The sequence below is a fragment of the Stutzerimonas kunmingensis genome, from assembly GCF_900114065.1.
In the GTDB taxonomy this organism is placed as follows: Bacteria; Pseudomonadota; Gammaproteobacteria; order Pseudomonadales; family Pseudomonadaceae; genus Stutzerimonas; species Stutzerimonas kunmingensis.
In genome coordinates this window covers 48194-63428 of the sequence record NZ_FORS01000006.1, presented here as the reverse complement: position 1 = coordinate 63428, position 15235 = coordinate 48194, and the positions used below count along the sequence as shown (strand labels likewise).

The window sequence follows — 15235 nt, the reverse complement described above, 5'->3', positions numbered from 1 at the left end:
ACGGCTGGTCGGAAAAACGGGCAAGTATAAAGGCAAACGGCCGCGAGATTACGCGGCCGTACTTATTAACTGCGCATTGTCGCGGATGACTCAGGAGCGAGGCGGGGGCGTGCGTACCAGGCGCTCGATTCGGCTCTCGAGGCGACGCTTGAGTTCCGCCTCGATCTGCGGCACGAAGTCGTCGATCACTTCCTGCAGGATCAGATTGGCCACGGTGCGCAGCTCGTGGTCGATGTGCCGTTCGGCCAGGGAGCGAAACGCGCTGCGCACGCTGGTTTCCCGCGGCTCGTCGTCGCTGGCGCTCGCGGCCGGAACGGCAGGCGCTGGCTCGACGATATCGGACAGCAGCGGAATGCTGTCCGGGTCCAGCGCTGCGCCGGCCGGAGCCTCGTCTGGAAAATCGTCACCGAGCAGGGCGCGAATGGACTCGAGATCGCTCAGCAGTTCGGCGGGTTTGTTCGGGGCTTTCGGTGTCATCTCAGAAGTTTCCGGGGCTTGAGCATCCCGGCGGCTGCCAGGGGTTTTCCCTTGCTGTCGAATGGTTGGTCTTAAAGCTCGACCCGTTTCGGATCATAGCCCTGGCGTCGATACAGGCGGAAATTCTCCCGGCAGGCGGTCAGCAGTTGCGGTTCCTGGTTGACGATCTCGATGACCCGGCTGAACTGGTCGATGTGCGAAGAAAGCGTTGATCCCAGGTTGATCAAGAGGCCCTGCGTGAATTGAGGTGCCTGGTCGACACCGATCACTACCGGGGCCTTCGGGTCGTCGACGTGTTGCTCGTGGGGAATGAAGCGCTCGGCGCGAAAGCCCCAGAGTAGCTCGTCGACCTCGCTTGACTGCGTTTCATCGACGCAGCGAATGAATACCTGCATGCCGTGTTGCCAGCCCTTGGCCGCCAACTGACAGGCCGCCCGCAGGCGGCCGGTCGGGTTGGCGTCGGGCAGGACGTAGAATTCGACCCGCGTCATGGGCGTGCTCCGCTCTGGCCGGGCAGCGCAAGGCGGCTCCGGCCCGAGGGATCAGGCGCGACGGCCAGGTGCATCTCAGTTGACCCGGTCCAGCAGGTACTGGGTCAACAGCGGCACGGGCCGGCCGGTGGCGCCTTTTTCCTTGCCGCCGCTGGTCCAGGCGGTGCCGGCGATATCCAGGTGCGCCCAGGCGAACTTCTTGGTGAAGCGCGAGAGGAAGCAGGCAGCCGTGATGGTGCCTGCTTTGGGGCCGCCGATGTTGGCGATATCGGCGAATGGACTGTCCAGCTGTTCCTGGTATTCGTCGAACAGCGGCAGCTGCCAGGCGCGGTCGGCAGCGTTCTCGCCAGCCTGCAGCAGTTGCTGCACCAGGGCGTCGTTGTTGCCCAGCAGACCGGAAGTGTTGCTGCCCAAGGCGACGATGCAGGCACCGGTCAGCGTGGCCACGTCGATCACCGCGCGCGGTTCGAAGCGTTCGGCGTAGGTCAGCGCATCGCACAGCACCAAACGGCCCTCGGCATCGGTGTTGAGGATTTCCACGGTCTGACCGCTCATGGTGGTGACGATGTCGCCCGGGCGGGTGGCGCCGCCGCTGGGCATGTTCTCGGCACAGGCCAGCAGGCAGACCAGGTTGATCGGCAGCTGCAGCTCTAGCACGGCCTTGAGTGTGCCGAGTACGCTGGCGGCTCCGCCCATGTCGTACTTCATCTCGTCCATGCCCTGGCCCGGCTTGAGGCTGATGCCACCGGTATCGAAGGTGATGCCTTTGCCCACCAGGGCATACGGCTGCTCGCCCTTCTTGCCGCCGTTGTACTGCATGACGATGATGCAGCCGGGCTGGTCGCTGCCCTGGGAAACCGCGAGGAAGGCGCCGGCGCCGAGATCACGCAGCTTCTTCTCGTCGAGCACGTCGACCTTCAGGCCCTTGTAGGCCTTGCTCATTTGCTTTGCCTGTTCGGCGATGTAGGTCGGGTGGCAGACGTTCGGTGGCAGGTTGCCGAGGTCGCGGGTGAAGGCCATGCCACTGGCGATCGCCGAGGCTTCGCGGGTCGCGCGTTCCACGTCGGGCTGCTCGCTCTTGTCACACAGCAGGACGATCTTCTGCAGAGCGCGCGGGTCGGCTTTCTTGCTCTTGAAGCGATCGAACACGTACTGGCCGTCGGCAAGGATTTCCACCAGCAGGCGAGTGCGGCCGTAATTGTCGCGACCTTTGATCTGAACATCCTGCATGGCGAAGGCCGCATCGGCACCGCCGAGACCCTTGATTGCGGCAAGTGCGGCATTGGCGATCTTGCGCCACTGGCGGTTGTCCAGTTCGTCGACCTTGCCGATCCCGACCAGCAGTACGCGCTCAGCCTTGAGGCCGGGCAGGCCATGCAAGAGCAGGGTCTGACCCGCTTTGCCCTGGATGTCGCCACGCTTGAGCGCAGTGCTGAGCGCGCCGCCGCTGGCGCTGTCTACGCTCTGCGCGACGCTGCCGAGAAGGCAGTCATCGCCGAGCGGCAGAACCAGGGTGGCGGTCTTCTGGGTGGAGGCTTTGGCGCTTTTGACAACAAATTCCATGACGTGGTGTCCCCAAGACAAAGAGTCGGGTTTGCATGATAATGCCGGGCTTATTTTTCCGGTGGTTCGCCTGTTCGGTCGTTGCTAACGACTGCGCTAGGCTAGAAACGTTGCAATCGTCGATGCTTCGGCGATTGTTTCGGCGCGGCGGTCCGCGTCCGCTCGGTGCGTCATTACCCAATTTCCAACGGCCCGCTCCGGCGGGCCGGCAACTGGCGGCTAGTTTGAGCGTTGCCGCCAGAGCCTGACAACCCTGGAGTGTCTGGTTTGATCGTCTTTCGTTACCTGTCCCGAGAGCTGCTGGTCACCATGAGCGCGGTCAGTGCCGTGCTGCTGGTAATCATCATGAGTGGCCGTTTCATCAAGTATCTGGCGCAGGCTGCGCAGGGACTGCTCGACCCAGGGGTGCTGTTGCTGATCATGGGCTTTCGTCTGCCCGGCTTTCTGCAGCTCATCCTCCCGCTCGGACTGTTTCTCGGCATTCTGCTGGCCTACGGGCGCCTCTATCTGGAAAGCGAAATGACCGTGCTTTCGGCCACGGGCATGAGCCAGCGCCGGCTGCTGGTCTACAGCCTGGCGCCCGCCGCCCTGGTGGCGGGCGTGGTGGGCTGGCTGAGCCTGGGGTTGGCGCCGCAGGGCATCGCCGAGGTGGACCGTATCCTCAATCAGCAGGACTCCCTGACCGAGTTCGACACGCTGGTGCCGGGGCGCTTCCAGACGTTGCGCGGCGGGTCACGGGTAACCTACACCCGCGAACTGTCGGCTGATCGCAGCGAGCTCGGCGGGGTGTTCATCTCCGAAACCAATGTTTCGCGTCAGACCGGAAAGGAAAGCGGGCTGTCGGTGCTGGTTGCCGAGAGCGGACGGCAGGAAGTCCAGCCCGATGGCAGTCGCTATCTGATTCTGGAAAATGGCTATCGCTATGACGGCAGCCCGGGGCAGGCCGATTACCGCGCCATCCAGTACGACACCTATGGCGTGCTGCTTCCCAAGCCGGAGGTGAGCATGGAGCTGAGCGAGCGTGAGGCGCTGCCGACTCGGGAGCTGCTCGGCAGCGACAACATCCGGCATCGCACCGAGCTGCAGTGGCGCTTCTCATTGCCGTTGCTGGTGTTCGTCGTCACCGTGCTCGCGGTGCCGCTGGCCAAGGTGAATCCGCGACAGGGGCGTTTTCTCAAGCTGCTGCCGGCGATCCTTCTGTACATGACCTACCTCGCGTTGCTGATCGCCGTGCGCGGTGCGCTGGACAAGGGGCGAATCCCGATGGCGCTGGGCCTTTGGTGGGTGCACGGGCTGTTCCTGGCGATAGGCCTGTTGATGCTGTACTGGGAGCCGATCAGGCTGCGGATGAAGAAGGGCAGTGCGCAGCGGGAGGTGGCTCGTGGTTAAGCTGGATCGCTACATCGGAGTCCATGTCTTTCTCGCGATTCTGACTGTCCTCGGCATCATCGTGGGTCTGGCTCTGCTATTCGCGTTCATCGATGAATTGAGTGATGTAGAAGGCAGCTACGGGCTGGGCGATGCCCTGCAGTACGTGCTGCTGACGTCGCCTCGGCGTCTGTATGAAATGCTGCCTATGGCGGCACTGATCGGTTGTTTGATCGGCCTTGGCACGCTTGCCAGCAGCAGCGAGCTGACCATCATGCGCGCGGCTGGTGTCTCGCTGGGGCGCATCGTGGTGGCGGTGATGAAGCCGATGCTGGTGCTGCTCATTGCCGGCATTCTGATCGGTGAGTACGTTGCGCCAGCGACCGAGGACATCGCCCAGGCGCGGCGCTCCCTGGCGCAGGGCGCAGGCGAGGCGCAGAGCAGCAAACGCGGCCTGTGGCACCGGCAGGAGAACGAGTTCGTGCACGTCAACGCCGTGCAGCCCGGCGGCATGCTGGTGGGGGTGACACGTTATCGCTTCGATGACGAGCGCCGCCTGTTGTCGTCCAGTTTTGCCCGTCGCGCCAGCTATCAGGCTGATCACTGGCTGCTCGAGAATATCTCGACCACCCATTTTCGCGGCGATCACACCGAGGTGGTGCGCACGCCGCAGGAACGCTGGGATGTTCAGCTGACGCCGCAGCTACTCGGCACGGTGGTGATGGAGCCGGAAGCGCTATCGATCACCGGCTTGTGGCGCTATATCCACTACCTGGGCGAGCAGGGGTTGAACAACGGTCGCTACTGGCTGGCATTCTGGACCAAGGTGCTGCAGCCGGCCGTCACCGTTGCGCTGGTGCTGCTGGCGATCTCGTTCATCTTCGGGCCGCTGCGCTCGGTCACGCTTGGTCAGCGCATCTTTACCGGCGTAGTGGTCGGCTTCGTATTCCGCATTATTCAGGATTTGCTCGGGCCGGCTAGCCAGGTGTTCGGCTTCTCGCCGTTGCTTGCGGTGGTGCTGCCAGCGGGCATCTGTGCACTCATCGGTGCCTGGTTGCTGCGTCGGGCGGGATGACGGGTGCCTCCGGCGTGAACCGCCGGAGGCGCTGTCGACAAGGTTTGGGTCATTGTTGGCTCGGTGCGTAGAGCAAAGTCACTTCTTGTGAATGTTCTTCGGTAGCTGAACGGCCTGGCTCTCCGAGTACATGTCGTGCCAGGTGCGGTTCTGTTTGTCGAGCAGCATCCACCAATAACCCATGCCCAGGCACAGCAGCGAAACCAGTGCGATCAGAAAACGCAGAAGCGCCTGCCAAAGATCGATGGCGGTTCCGTCTGCATTCTGGATCCGGATGCCCCAGACCTGCATGCCCAGCGTTTGGCCGCTGTGGGTCCAGAACTTGGCGAAAAAGCCGAACAGGCTGAACAGCAGCAGCGTCGAGAGCAGGGGGTCGATGTCCAGGCGGCCGGCATCCGCGAGCTGCTGCAGCTGTTCACTGCCGTAGAGCAGGCGCAGCAGGACTTGCTGATAGAGCAGTGTCACCACCATCATCAAGGCGATGCACAGCAGGCTGTCATAGAACATTGCAGCAAGCCGGCGTACCAGGCCGGCGGCGGGAAACTGGCCCTGCGGGCTGAGCAGGTGTCTGCGCATTGGGTGTCTCGATCAAAGAGGTGGGCGGCGCATTCTACGGAATTGCGCGCATAAAAAAGCCCCTGATGGCAACATCAGGGGCTTTTCGGAGAAGAGGCTTAGCCCAGGATCTGAACCTGGTCTGCCTGCATGCCCTTTTGACCTTGCACTGCGACGAAACTGACTTTCTGGCCTTCTTTCAGGCTCTTGAAGCCGTTGCCTTCGATCGCGCGGAAGTGCACGAACAGATCCGGACCGCTCTCGGGAGTGATGAAACCAAAACCTTTCTCGTCGTTAAACCACTTGACGGTACCGTTCTGACGATTCGACATGTCTTTGTATCCTTGAAACTCAAAAGTAGAATTGCCCCCGCAGAGCAGGAAGCTGGAACTGGTTGCAAGGAGTAAGAGAGTCGAGCGGAGTAGCGGATCTGAAGATCTACTGCACCAGGTCACGATTCAACAGCGACCCATGCAAACACAGTGGGCACACTCTACGATAACTCGCCAGGGAATGCCAACCCCTCGGAGCCATAGAATTTGCCTGTCCAGGCGGCGCCATTTGGCGCTTTTTGACGTGGCTTTGACTCGCCTTATTCGCTGTTGCGAGAGAGGCACTGCCACGAGTCGACTGCATCGATATCGAGTGTCAGTCTGAGGAAAAGCGATGTAGTGACGTTGCTTGCCGTGCTGCCGATCCAGATTGTCTGGATGCTTGCATGCGGCTGGTGCGCTTTGAAGCTTCGCTACGGCGTTAGATTTGCAGGCGATCCGGTTACCCGTTTCGCTAAGCATGCAGCTTGGCTGCGTTGTAGCGATTCACTGATGGTGCCTCGAGAGAGACTCGAACTCTCACGTTGTTACCAACGGCGGATTTTGAATCCGCTGCGTCTACCGATTCCGCCATCGAGGCACAGTGGGCGCGCAGTATAGGGATGCGCGACGGGGTGGTCAATCGCTTGGCGTGGTCAGGTCGACGTGTTTCGGATAAGATTTGCGCCCTTTCCGCGTCCCGACCTCCGATCCATGCAAGTTGCCGATTTTTTCTTCCAGCTGCCCGATGCCCTGATCGCACGACATCCCCTGGCGGAGCGGCGCGCCAGTCGTCTGCTGGTGCTCGAAGGCGAAACGGGAAAGCTCTCGCATCGCAACTTCGCCGATCTGCTGGACCATGTGCGGCCTGGCGATCTGATGGTGTTCAACAATACCCGGGTGATCCCAGCGCGCCTTTTCGGTCAGAAAGCTACCGGCGGCAAGCTGGAAATCCTTGTCGAAAGGGTAGTCGGCAATCGCAGCGTTCTGGCGCATGTCCGTTCCAGCAAGTCGCCCAAGGCCGGATCGAAGATCCTGCTCGATGGCGGCGGCGAAGCGGAAATGATCGCCCGGCATGATGCGCTGTTCGAGCTTGAGTTCGACGAGGATGTTCTGCCGTTGCTCGAGCGCATCGGGCACATGCCATTGCCTCCTTATATAGACAGGCCTGACGACGTCGCCGACCGCGAGCGTTACCAGACCGTCTACGCGCAGCGCGCCGGTGCCGTGGCTGCGCCGACCGCAGGACTGCACTTCGATGAGGCGCTGCTGCAGACGCTGCGTGAGTCTGGCGTGGAAACGGCCTACGTTACCCTTCATGTCGGCGCCGGCACCTTTCAGCCGGTGCGCGTGGGGCGTATCGAAGAGCATCACATGCATCGCGAATGGCTGGAGGTCGGCCAGGATGTCGTCGATGCGGTGGCGGCCTGTCGCTCCCGTGGTGGGCGCGTGATCGCTGTCGGTACTACCAGCGTGCGTTCGCTGGAGACGGCGGCGCGCGATGGTGAACTCAAGCCGTTCAGTGGCGACACCGATATCTTCATCTACCCAGGCAAGAGCTTTCATGTGGTGGATGCACTGGTCACCAATTTCCATCTGCCTGAATCCACGCTGCTGATGCTGGTTTCCGCCTTCGCCGGTTATCCGGAGACCATGGCGGCCTACGCCGAAGCGGTGGCTCAGCGTTATCGCTTCTTCAGTTACGGCGATGCCATGTTCATCACCCGCAATCCCGCGCCGCGCGGCCCCGAGGAAACCCAATGACTCGCTCCTGCCATATGTCCTTCGAGCTGCTTGCCACCGATGGCAAGGCGCGCCGCGGACGTCTGACCTTTCCGCGCGGCACCGTCGAGACGCCGGCGTTCATGCCAGTGGGCACTTACGGTACCGTCAAAGGCATGCTGCCACGTGACATCGAGGCGATCGGAGCGCAGATCATTCTAGGCAACACCTTCCATCTCTGGTTGCGCCCTGGCACTGAAGTGATCAAGCGCCATGGGGACCTGCACGACTTCATGCAGTGGCAGGGGCCTATCCTCACCGATTCGGGCGGCTTTCAGGTGTTCAGCCTGGGCGCGATGCGCAAGATCAAGGAGGAGGGCGTCTACTTCGCCTCTCCGGTAGATGGCGCAAAAGTCTTCATGGGGCCGGAGGAGTCGATGCAGGTCCAGCGTGACCTGGGCTCGGATATCGTGATGATCTTCGATGAATGCACGCCTTATCCCGCTGACGAAGACGTGGCGCGGCGTTCGATGGAGCTGTCGCTGCGCTGGGCCAAGCGCTCGAAGGTCGCCCATGGCGACAGTCCGGCTGCGCTGTTCGGCATTGTTCAGGGCGGTATGCACGAATCTTTGCGCATGCGCTCGCTGGAAGGGCTTTGCGAGATCGGTTTTGACGGCCTGGCGATTGGCGGCCTGTCGGTTGGCGAGCCGAAGGAAGAGATGATCCGTGTGCTGGATTTCCTTCCGCCGCAGATGCCAGCGGATAAGCCACGCTATCTGATGGGGGTGGGTAAGCCGGAGGACCTGGTCGAAGGTGTGCGGCGCGGCGTCGATATGTTCGACTGCGTGATGCCAACGCGCAATGCGCGAAATGGGCATCTTTTCGTTGATGGCGGTGTAATCAAGATCCGCAACGCCGTTCACAAACACGACGATTCTCCGCTGGATCCGAGCTGTGACTGTTACACCTGCAAACATTTCTCCCGCGCTTATCTGCATCATCTGGATAAATGCGGCGAAATGCTGGGTAGCATGTTGAATACCATCCATAACCTGCGGCATTACCAGCGGGTTATGGCTGGTTTACGCGACGCCATTCAACAGGGTACATTGGCGGCCTTTGTCGACGCCTTTTATGCCAAGCGCGGTCTGCCAACGCCGCCGCTTGCGTGACGTGCCAGAACAAAACAATCCTTTCTGCAACAGGAGTGCTACATGAGCTTTCTGATTCCCGCCGCCTATGCCCAGGAGGCTGCTGCTGGTCCTGCTGGTACTGGTTTCGAGTGGGTTTTTCTGGTCGGTTTTCTGGTCATCTTCTACCTGATGATCTGGCGCCCCCAGTCCAAGCGTGCCAAGGAACACAAGAACCTGATCGCCGGCCTGCAGAAGGGCGACGAAGTGGTCACTTCCGGCGGTATCGCTGGCAAGGTCACCAAGGTTGCCGATGACTTCGTGGTGATCGAGGTGTCTGACAACGTTGAGCTGAAGTTCCAGAAAGTGGCGATCGCCGCAACGTTGCCCAAGGGCACACTGAAAGCCATCTGAGCTGACTTCATTCAATATCGACGGGGCGCGCAAGGCGCCCCGCGTTCATTAAACGGGCTGCGTCATGCTCAATAGATTCCCTCTCTGGAAATACCTGCTGATTCTGGCAGTGCTCGCGATCGCCTTTATTTACTCTGCTCCCAACCTCTATCCGGATGACCCGGCGATTCAGGTTACCGGTGCCAGCACATCGCAGGAGATCGGCGAGGCAGACCTTGAGCGCATCAGCAAAGCACTCGTGGATGGTGGTATCGCGGTCAAGTCTGCGTCCCTGGACGAGCAGGGCCGAGGTGGCCTTGTGCGTCTCGAGCGTCAGGATGATCAGTTGCCGGCAAAAGATATCGTGCGCCGCGCGCTCGGCGACGCCTACGTAGTTGCGCTCAATCTGGCGCCTACGACTCCCGACTGGTTGCGCAATCTTGGCGCAAGCCCGATGAAGCTTGGTCTGGATCTCTCCGGTGGTGTGCACTTCCTCCTGGAAGTGGACATGGACAAGGCAATTGAAACGCGCCTGAACGTCTCCGAGGGTGAGGTCAAGAGTCTGCTGCGCAAGGAGCGTGTGCGATACCGCAGTCTGCCGAATCTGAAGGATTCCGTGCAGTTGGGCTTTGCCGATGAGGCTACCCTGGATGCAGCCCAATCGCTCATCCGCAAGGAATTTACCGACTTCGAGCTGACGTCCGCAGAGCGCAACGGCCAGTACGTGCTGCGTCTGACGCTGACCGAAGCCAAGCTGGCGGAAATTCGCGAGTACTCGATCAAGCAGAATCTGACCACGGTGCGTAATCGCGTCAACGAACTCGGCGTGGCTGAGCCGTTGGTTCAGCGCCAAGGTGCCAATCGGATCGTCGTCGAGCTGCCGGGTGTGCAGGATACGGCCGAGGCCAAACGTATCCTCGGCAAGACGGCGAACCTTGAGTTCCGCCTGGCTGCCGATTCAGATGCATCGCGTGCTTCCACCGAAACCTTCGAGTTCCGCGAAGAGGGCCGCCCGCCGGTTCAGCTTGAGCGCACACTGATCATTACAGGTGATCAGGTGACCGACGCCCAGGCCAGCTACGACGAGAATGGCCGTCCGCAGGTGAATATCCGGCTCGATGGCCATGGCGGCGATCTGATGAATCGCGCCACGCGCAACAATGTCGGGCGCAGCATGGCCGTGATCTTCATCGAGCAGCGGCCGATGACTCGCTATGTGCGGCAGACGGTTGATGGTGTTGAGCAGGAAGTGCGCGTCGAGACCTTCCAGGAAGAAAAGAAGATCATCAGCCTTGCAACTATCCAGTCGCCACTCGGCAGCCAGTTCCGCATCACCGGCCTCGATGGCCAGGGCGAGTCGTCAGAGCTGGCGTTGCTGCTGCGCGCCGGTGGTCTGGCGGCGCCGATGTACTTCGCAGAAGAGCGCACCATCGGCCCGAGCCTGGGCGCTGAAAACATCAAGCTGGGCGTCCAGGCAGCCATGTGGGGCTTCCTCTTCGTCGCCATCTTCATGGTGCTGATCTACAAGTTCTTCGGTGTGTTGGCGACCATTGCGCTGCTGTTCAATATGGTCGTGCTGACAGCCCTGATGTCGATGCTCAATGCCACGCTGACCCTTCCGGGTATTGCCGGTATCGTGTTGACCATGGGTATGGCGGTGGATGCCAACGTGCTGATCTTCTCGCGAATCCGCGAGGAGATCGCCAATGGCATGTCGATCCAGCGCGCCATCCATGAAGGCTTCGATCGGGCCTTCTCGGCGATCGTCGACGGCAATCTGACCACTCTGCTGGTCGGCGGCATCCTGTTCGCCATGGGGACCGGCCCGATCAAGGGCTTCGCGGTCACCCTTTCGATCGGCATCCTGACGTCGATGTTTACCGCAATCATCGTGACGCGCGCCATGGTCAACCTGATCTACGGTGGCCGCGATCTCAAGAAGCTGTGGATTTAAGGGGCTAGCACGATGAAACGCGTAATCAATTTCATGGGTGTCCGCCATGTGGCCTTCGCTCTGACCGTGGTGCTGACCGTTGCGTCACTGGCGAGCCTGGTGGTCAAGGGGCTCAACTTCGGGTTGGACTTTACTGGCGGTACACTGATCGAGCTCGGCTATGAGCGCCCGGTTGAACTCGAGCAGGTGCGTGGGCAGCTGGTGCAATCCGGTTTTGGCGACGCTGTAGTGCAGAGCTTCGGTGCGACTACTGACGTGCTGGTGCGCATGCCGGGCGACGATCCTCAGCTGGGAGAGCGCATCGCTGATGCATTGCGCGGCGCTGACAGTGCCAACTCGGTGAGCGTCAAGCGAGTCGAGTTCGTCGGGCCTGCGGTGGGTGAGGAGCTGCGCGACCAGGGTGGCCTGGGCATGCTGCTCGCGCTGGGTGGTATTCTGGTCTACGTGGCCTTTCGCTTTCAGTGGAAGTTCGGTCTCGGTGCCGTGCTGTCGCTGTTCCACGATGTGATCGTCGTTCTCGGGGTGTTCTCCTTTTTCCAGATATCGTTCGATCTCACCGTGCTGGCCGCTGTGCTGGCGGTTATCGGCTATTCGCTGAACGACACAATCGTCATCTTTGACCGGATCCGCGAGAACTTCCGCATGCTGCGCAAGGCGGAGCTGCTGGAAAACATCAATATCTCCACGACGCAAACCTTGCTGCGCACCATGGCAACTTCGGTATCCACGTTGCTGGCTGTCGGTGCGCTCATGGTCTTTGGTGGCGAGAATCTGTGGGGCTTCTCGTTGGCGCTGTTGATCGGCGTTGGGGCAGGCACGTACTCGTCGGTCTATGTCGCTGGCATGCTGCTCGTCTGGCTGAAGCTCACCCGTGACGACCTGATTCCACCAGTGGTGGAAGAGGAAGCGGACGAGCGCCCCTGATCTTCTTCGAACTTCCGCAGCCTAAAGGAGTCCAAGGCTGCGGAACGGGCGCAGCCCGAAGGAAGAGGAAGTCACAGTGAACAAGTCCATGTTGGTCGGTACGGCGCTCGGAGTGGTGGTCGCCACGGCTGGCGGCGCTTTCGCTACTTATAGTCTGGTTGATCGCGGGCCGAAATTCGCCGATGTGCTGGCGGTGGAGCCGATCAAGGAAACCATTCGGACTCCGCGAGAGGTTTGCAAGGATGTCGCGGTGACTCGGCAGAAACCAGTGCAGGATCAGCATCGCATCGCAGGTACAGCAGTGGGTGCGGTGGTTGGTGGCCTGCTCGGCAATCAGGTTGGTGGCGGTACCGGCAAGAAAATTGCGACGGTCGCCGGTGCGGTCGGTGGCGGTTATGCAGGCAATCAGGTGCAGGGCCGCATGCAGGCCAGCAGCACCTATACCACTACCGAAACACGCTGCAGCACGGTAACCGATTCGCACGACAAGATCGTCGGCTACGACGTGAAGTACGACCTCGCCGGCAAGGTGGGTCGCGTACGCATGGATCGTGATCCGGGTAGCCAGATCCCGGTGCAGGATGGACAGTTGTCGCTATCGCAGCAGTGAGTTGAGCGATTGTGCAGCAACAAAAAAAACGCCCCGTTGGGGCGTTTTTTATGCCGCCATCGTTCTCAGCGCTTGAGAGAAGGTGTCAGGTGCGGCTGGATGGTGGTCAGTACCGCCTTGAAGCATTTGGTGTTGCCGGCAACGATCTGACCCTTCTCAAGGAAGTCATGGCCGCCGCTGAAATCGCTCACCAAGCCGCCGGCTTCCTGGATCAGCAGTGCGCCTGCAGCCATGTCCCATTCGGAAAGGCCAAACTCCCAGAACGCATCAAAGCGGCCTGCAGCGACATAAGCCAGGTCGAGGCTTGCGGCGCCGGCACGACGTAGGCCGGAGGTCTGGCCGACCAGGCTGCGGAACATCTTCAAGTAGCTGTCCAGGTTGTCCATCTGGCCATCCTTGAACGGAAAGCCGGTGCCGAGCAGTGCGCCGTCCAGGCTCTTGCGTGCGCTAACGCGCAGGCGGCGGCCGTTCAGGGCGGCGCCACGGCCGCGGCTAGCGGTGAATTCTTCCTGGCGTACCGGGTCCAGCACGACCGCGTGTTCCAGGCGCCCGCGGTACTTGCAGGCGATGCTGACGGCGTAGTGAGGAATGCCGCGGACAAAATTGGTGGTTCCATCCAGCGGGTCGATGATCCACAGGTAATCGGCGCCGTCCCCGCTGCCTTCGAGCAGTCCGCCTTCCTCGCCCAGGATGCCGTGATTCGGGTAGGCCTTGCGCAGCGCATTGACGATGCTCTGCTCTGCGGCCTTGTCGATTTCGGTGACGTAATCCTTCGCTTCTTTCTCGTTGACCGAGATTGCATCCAGGCGATCGGTGGAACGGACAATCAGTTCGCCGGCGCTGCGGGCGGCGCGCAGCGCGATATTCAGCATGGGCTGCATGGATCAATTACCTGGTCGTTAAAGAAAGCGCGAAATTCTATCAGGAAAGCGCCGGCGCATGTAGCGTCACGGTGGTGGTTGCAGGGGGCGGCAGATGGCGGATCGGGAGCCGCTTCCTGTAAGCTTTCTGCTCGCTTTCAAGCAGAGAATTATTGTGTCGCTGCAGAACATTCGTGTCGTGCTGGTCAATACCAGTCATGCCGGCAACATCGGTGGTGCGGCTCGCGCCATGAAGAACATGGGGCTTTCGCGCCTGGTATTGGTCGATCCCGAGGATTTCCCGAGTCCCAACGCTGTGGCCAGGGCGTCCGGTGCAACCGACATTCTCGATAGTGCACGGGTCGTTGCAACGCTGGAAGAGGCGCTGGCTGGTTGCAGTCTGGTGCTCGGAACCAGTGCTCGTGATCGGCGCATTCCCTGGCCGTTGCTCGATCCTCGGGAGTGCGCGTCGGTTTCCGTGGAGCAGTCTGCCGGGGGCGGCGAAGTCGCATTGGTATTCGGTCGCGAGTACGCGGGGCTGACCAATGAGGAGTTGCAGCGCTGCCAGTACCACGTCCATATCCCGTCTGATCCACAGTTCAGTTCATTGAATCTCGCTGCGGCCGTGCAGGTGCTTACCTACGAGGTGCGCATGGCCTGGTTGGCTGCCGAGGGGCGGCCAACCAAGGTCGAAAAACTGGAAACCACGGCGATGCTGGATGCCCAGCCCGTGACTGTCGACGAGCTGGAGAATTACTTCGGTCATCTTGAGCAGACTCTGGTGGATATCGGCTTTCTCGATCCGGCCAAGCCCAGGCATCTGATGCCCCGATTGCGTCGGCTCTACGGGCGCAGCGGTGTCAGCAAGCTGGAAATGAATATCCTGCGCGGTATTCTCACCGAGACACAAAAGGCTGCCCGCGGCGAGCCTCACAAGCGGAGAAGTGATTGATGTTCGAACGCATGCGCGAAGACATTCAGAGCGTTTTCCATCGCGATCCGGCGGCACGCAATGCGTTCGAAGTTCTGACCTGTTATCCGGGGCTGCACGCCATCTGGATTCATCGCCTGTCCCATTGGCTGTGGGTGCATGAATTCAAGTGGCTTGCGCGGGTGTCCTCGAATCTGGGGCGCTGGCTGACCGGGGTCGAGATCCATCCGGGCGCCAGGATTGGCCGGCGATTCTTCATTGATCACGGGATGGGCATCGTCATTGGCGAGACCGCGGAAATTGGCGATGACGTGACGCTCTATCACGGCGTGACACTCGGTGGCACCAGCTGGAATAAGGGCAAGCGCCATCCGACGCTTGAAGATGGTGTAATCGTGGGAGCCGGCGCGAAGATCCTTGGGCCGTTCACCGTCGGCGCGGGCGCGAAGATCGGCTCTAATGCGGTGGTTACCCGTGAAGTGCCGCCGGGAGCGACGGCGGTTGGGATTCCGGGGCGGGTGATCGTCAAATCCAGCGATGAGCAGGAAGCCAAGCGCAAGGCCATTGCCGAGAAGATCGGATTCGACGCCTATGGCGTCAGCGAGGATATGCCTGATCCCGTCGCGCGAGCCATTGGGCAGTTGCTGGATCATGTTCAGGCCGTAGAGGAGCGCTTGGAGGGCATGTGTGGCGCGCTCAAGGCGCTGGGCAGCGATTATTGCGCCAAGGACCTTCCGGAGCTGCGAGAAGAAGACTTCGTTGAAGTGAAGTCCAACGCTGGCGATGCCCGCACCTGAAGTGCGCGGGCTGGCAGCAGCTGGTATCATGCCGGCCCGCTGCCTCCGGCCGGGCGTGGTTCCAGACTAAAGAC

Annotated in this window: 16 protein-coding genes and 1 tRNA gene; 10 read left to right on the top strand and 7 right to left on the bottom strand. The window is 61.0% G+C overall.

Annotated features, from left to right (window positions below; all coding sequences use genetic code 11):
* Nucleotides 1-90: 90 nt before the first annotated feature.
* The 3 genes from BM275_RS15325 to BM275_RS15315 form a co-directional block, all read right to left on the bottom strand.
* A complete protein-coding gene (locus BM275_RS15325; RefSeq protein ID WP_090522131.1) occupies nucleotides 91-477 on the bottom strand; it encodes a DNA polymerase III subunit chi in 387 nt (128 codons plus the stop codon).
* A 71-nt stretch (nucleotides 478-548) separates the two neighbouring features.
* On the bottom strand, nucleotides 549-968 hold the full coding sequence (locus BM275_RS15320) for a DNA polymerase III subunit chi (RefSeq protein WP_090522129.1): 420 nt from the start codon (nucleotides 966-968) through the stop codon (nucleotides 549-551).
* 75 nt (nucleotides 969-1043) lie between these two features.
* Nucleotides 1044-2531: a leucyl aminopeptidase gene (locus BM275_RS15315; protein WP_090522127.1), complete on the bottom strand. Its 1488-nt coding sequence runs from the start codon at nucleotides 2529-2531 to the stop codon at nucleotides 1044-1046.
* Nucleotides 2532-2798: 267 nt separating this feature from the next.
* Between BM275_RS15315 and lptF the strand changes: the two genes are divergently transcribed.
* Entirely contained in the window at nucleotides 2799-3920 is a 1122-nt protein-coding gene (gene lptF, locus BM275_RS15310; RefSeq protein WP_090522125.1) for an LPS export ABC transporter permease LptF, read from the top strand.
* Nucleotides 3913-4974 (top strand): LPS export ABC transporter permease LptG, encoded by a 1062-nt coding sequence (lptG, locus tag BM275_RS15305; RefSeq protein ID WP_023444166.1) that lies wholly within the window; start codon nucleotides 3913-3915, stop codon nucleotides 4972-4974. Before lptF ends, lptG begins: the two co-directional genes overlap by 8 nt.
* A gap of 78 nt (nucleotides 4975-5052) precedes the next feature.
* Here lptG and BM275_RS15300 read toward each other — a convergent pair whose 3' ends face one another.
* The 3 genes from BM275_RS15300 to BM275_RS15290 all read right to left on the bottom strand — a co-directional run bounded on the left by BM275_RS15300 (nucleotide 5053) and on the right by BM275_RS15290 (nucleotide 6441).
* On the bottom strand, nucleotides 5053-5550 hold the full coding sequence (locus BM275_RS15300) for an RDD family protein (protein WP_014819452.1): 498 nt from the start codon (nucleotides 5548-5550) through the stop codon (nucleotides 5053-5055).
* Nucleotides 5551-5648: 98 nt separating this feature from the next.
* Nucleotides 5649-5861, bottom strand: a complete 213-nt coding sequence (locus tag BM275_RS15295) for a cold-shock protein (protein WP_003298189.1) — start codon at nucleotides 5859-5861, stop codon at nucleotides 5649-5651.
* A 493-nt stretch (nucleotides 5862-6354) separates the two neighbouring features.
* A tRNA-Leu gene (locus tag BM275_RS15290) sits at nucleotides 6355-6441 on the bottom strand.
* 113 nt (nucleotides 6442-6554) lie between these two features.
* Here BM275_RS15290 and queA point away from each other — a divergent pair.
* From queA to BM275_RS15260, 6 genes are all read left to right on the top strand, one after another.
* Entirely contained in the window at nucleotides 6555-7604 is a 1050-nt protein-coding gene (gene queA / locus BM275_RS15285; RefSeq protein ID WP_090522123.1) for a tRNA preQ1(34) S-adenosylmethionine ribosyltransferase-isomerase QueA, read from the top strand.
* A 14-nt stretch (nucleotides 7605-7618) separates the two neighbouring features.
* On the top strand, nucleotides 7619-8734 hold the full coding sequence (gene tgt / locus BM275_RS15280) for a tRNA guanosine(34) transglycosylase Tgt (protein ID WP_090522121.1): 1116 nt from the start codon (nucleotides 7619-7621) through the stop codon (nucleotides 8732-8734).
* A 42-nt stretch (nucleotides 8735-8776) separates the two neighbouring features.
* On the top strand, nucleotides 8777-9106 hold the full coding sequence (gene yajC / locus BM275_RS15275; RefSeq protein ID WP_003296020.1) for a preprotein translocase subunit YajC: 330 nt from the start codon (nucleotides 8777-8779) through the stop codon (nucleotides 9104-9106).
* Nucleotides 9107-9170: 64 nt separating this feature from the next.
* Complete coding sequence (gene secD, locus BM275_RS15270) at nucleotides 9171-11039, top strand: protein translocase subunit SecD (protein ID WP_014819455.1); 1869 nt, start codon at nucleotides 9171-9173, stop codon at nucleotides 11037-11039.
* A gap of 12 nt (nucleotides 11040-11051) precedes the next feature.
* Entirely contained in the window at nucleotides 11052-11963 is a 912-nt protein-coding gene (gene secF / locus BM275_RS15265) for a protein translocase subunit SecF (RefSeq protein WP_023444169.1), read from the top strand.
* Nucleotides 11964-12039: 76 nt separating this feature from the next.
* A complete protein-coding gene (locus BM275_RS15260) occupies nucleotides 12040-12573 on the top strand; it encodes a glycine zipper 2TM domain-containing protein (RefSeq protein ID WP_014819457.1) in 534 nt (177 codons plus the stop codon).
* A 65-nt stretch (nucleotides 12574-12638) separates the two neighbouring features.
* Here BM275_RS15260 and suhB read toward each other — a convergent pair whose 3' ends face one another.
* The gene (gene suhB, locus BM275_RS15255) at nucleotides 12639-13454 is read right to left on the bottom strand and encodes a type III secretion system regulator SuhB (RefSeq protein ID WP_023446554.1); all 816 of its coding nucleotides are present in this window, start codon (nucleotides 13452-13454) and stop codon (nucleotides 12639-12641) included.
* Between the two features lie 94 nt (nucleotides 13455-13548).
* On the opposite strand from suhB, the gene trmJ reads away from it, so the two are divergent.
* The gene (trmJ, locus tag BM275_RS15250) at nucleotides 13549-14385 is read left to right on the top strand and encodes a tRNA (cytosine(32)/uridine(32)-2'-O)-methyltransferase TrmJ (RefSeq protein WP_224742751.1); all 837 of its coding nucleotides are present in this window, start codon (nucleotides 13549-13551) and stop codon (nucleotides 14383-14385) included.
* Nucleotides 14385-15161: a serine O-acetyltransferase gene (cysE, locus tag BM275_RS15245; RefSeq protein ID WP_090522119.1), complete on the top strand. Its 777-nt coding sequence runs from the start codon at nucleotides 14385-14387 to the stop codon at nucleotides 15159-15161. The genes trmJ and cysE overlap by 1 nt, the downstream gene beginning before the upstream one ends.
* Nucleotides 15162-15235 lie beyond the last annotated feature (74 nt).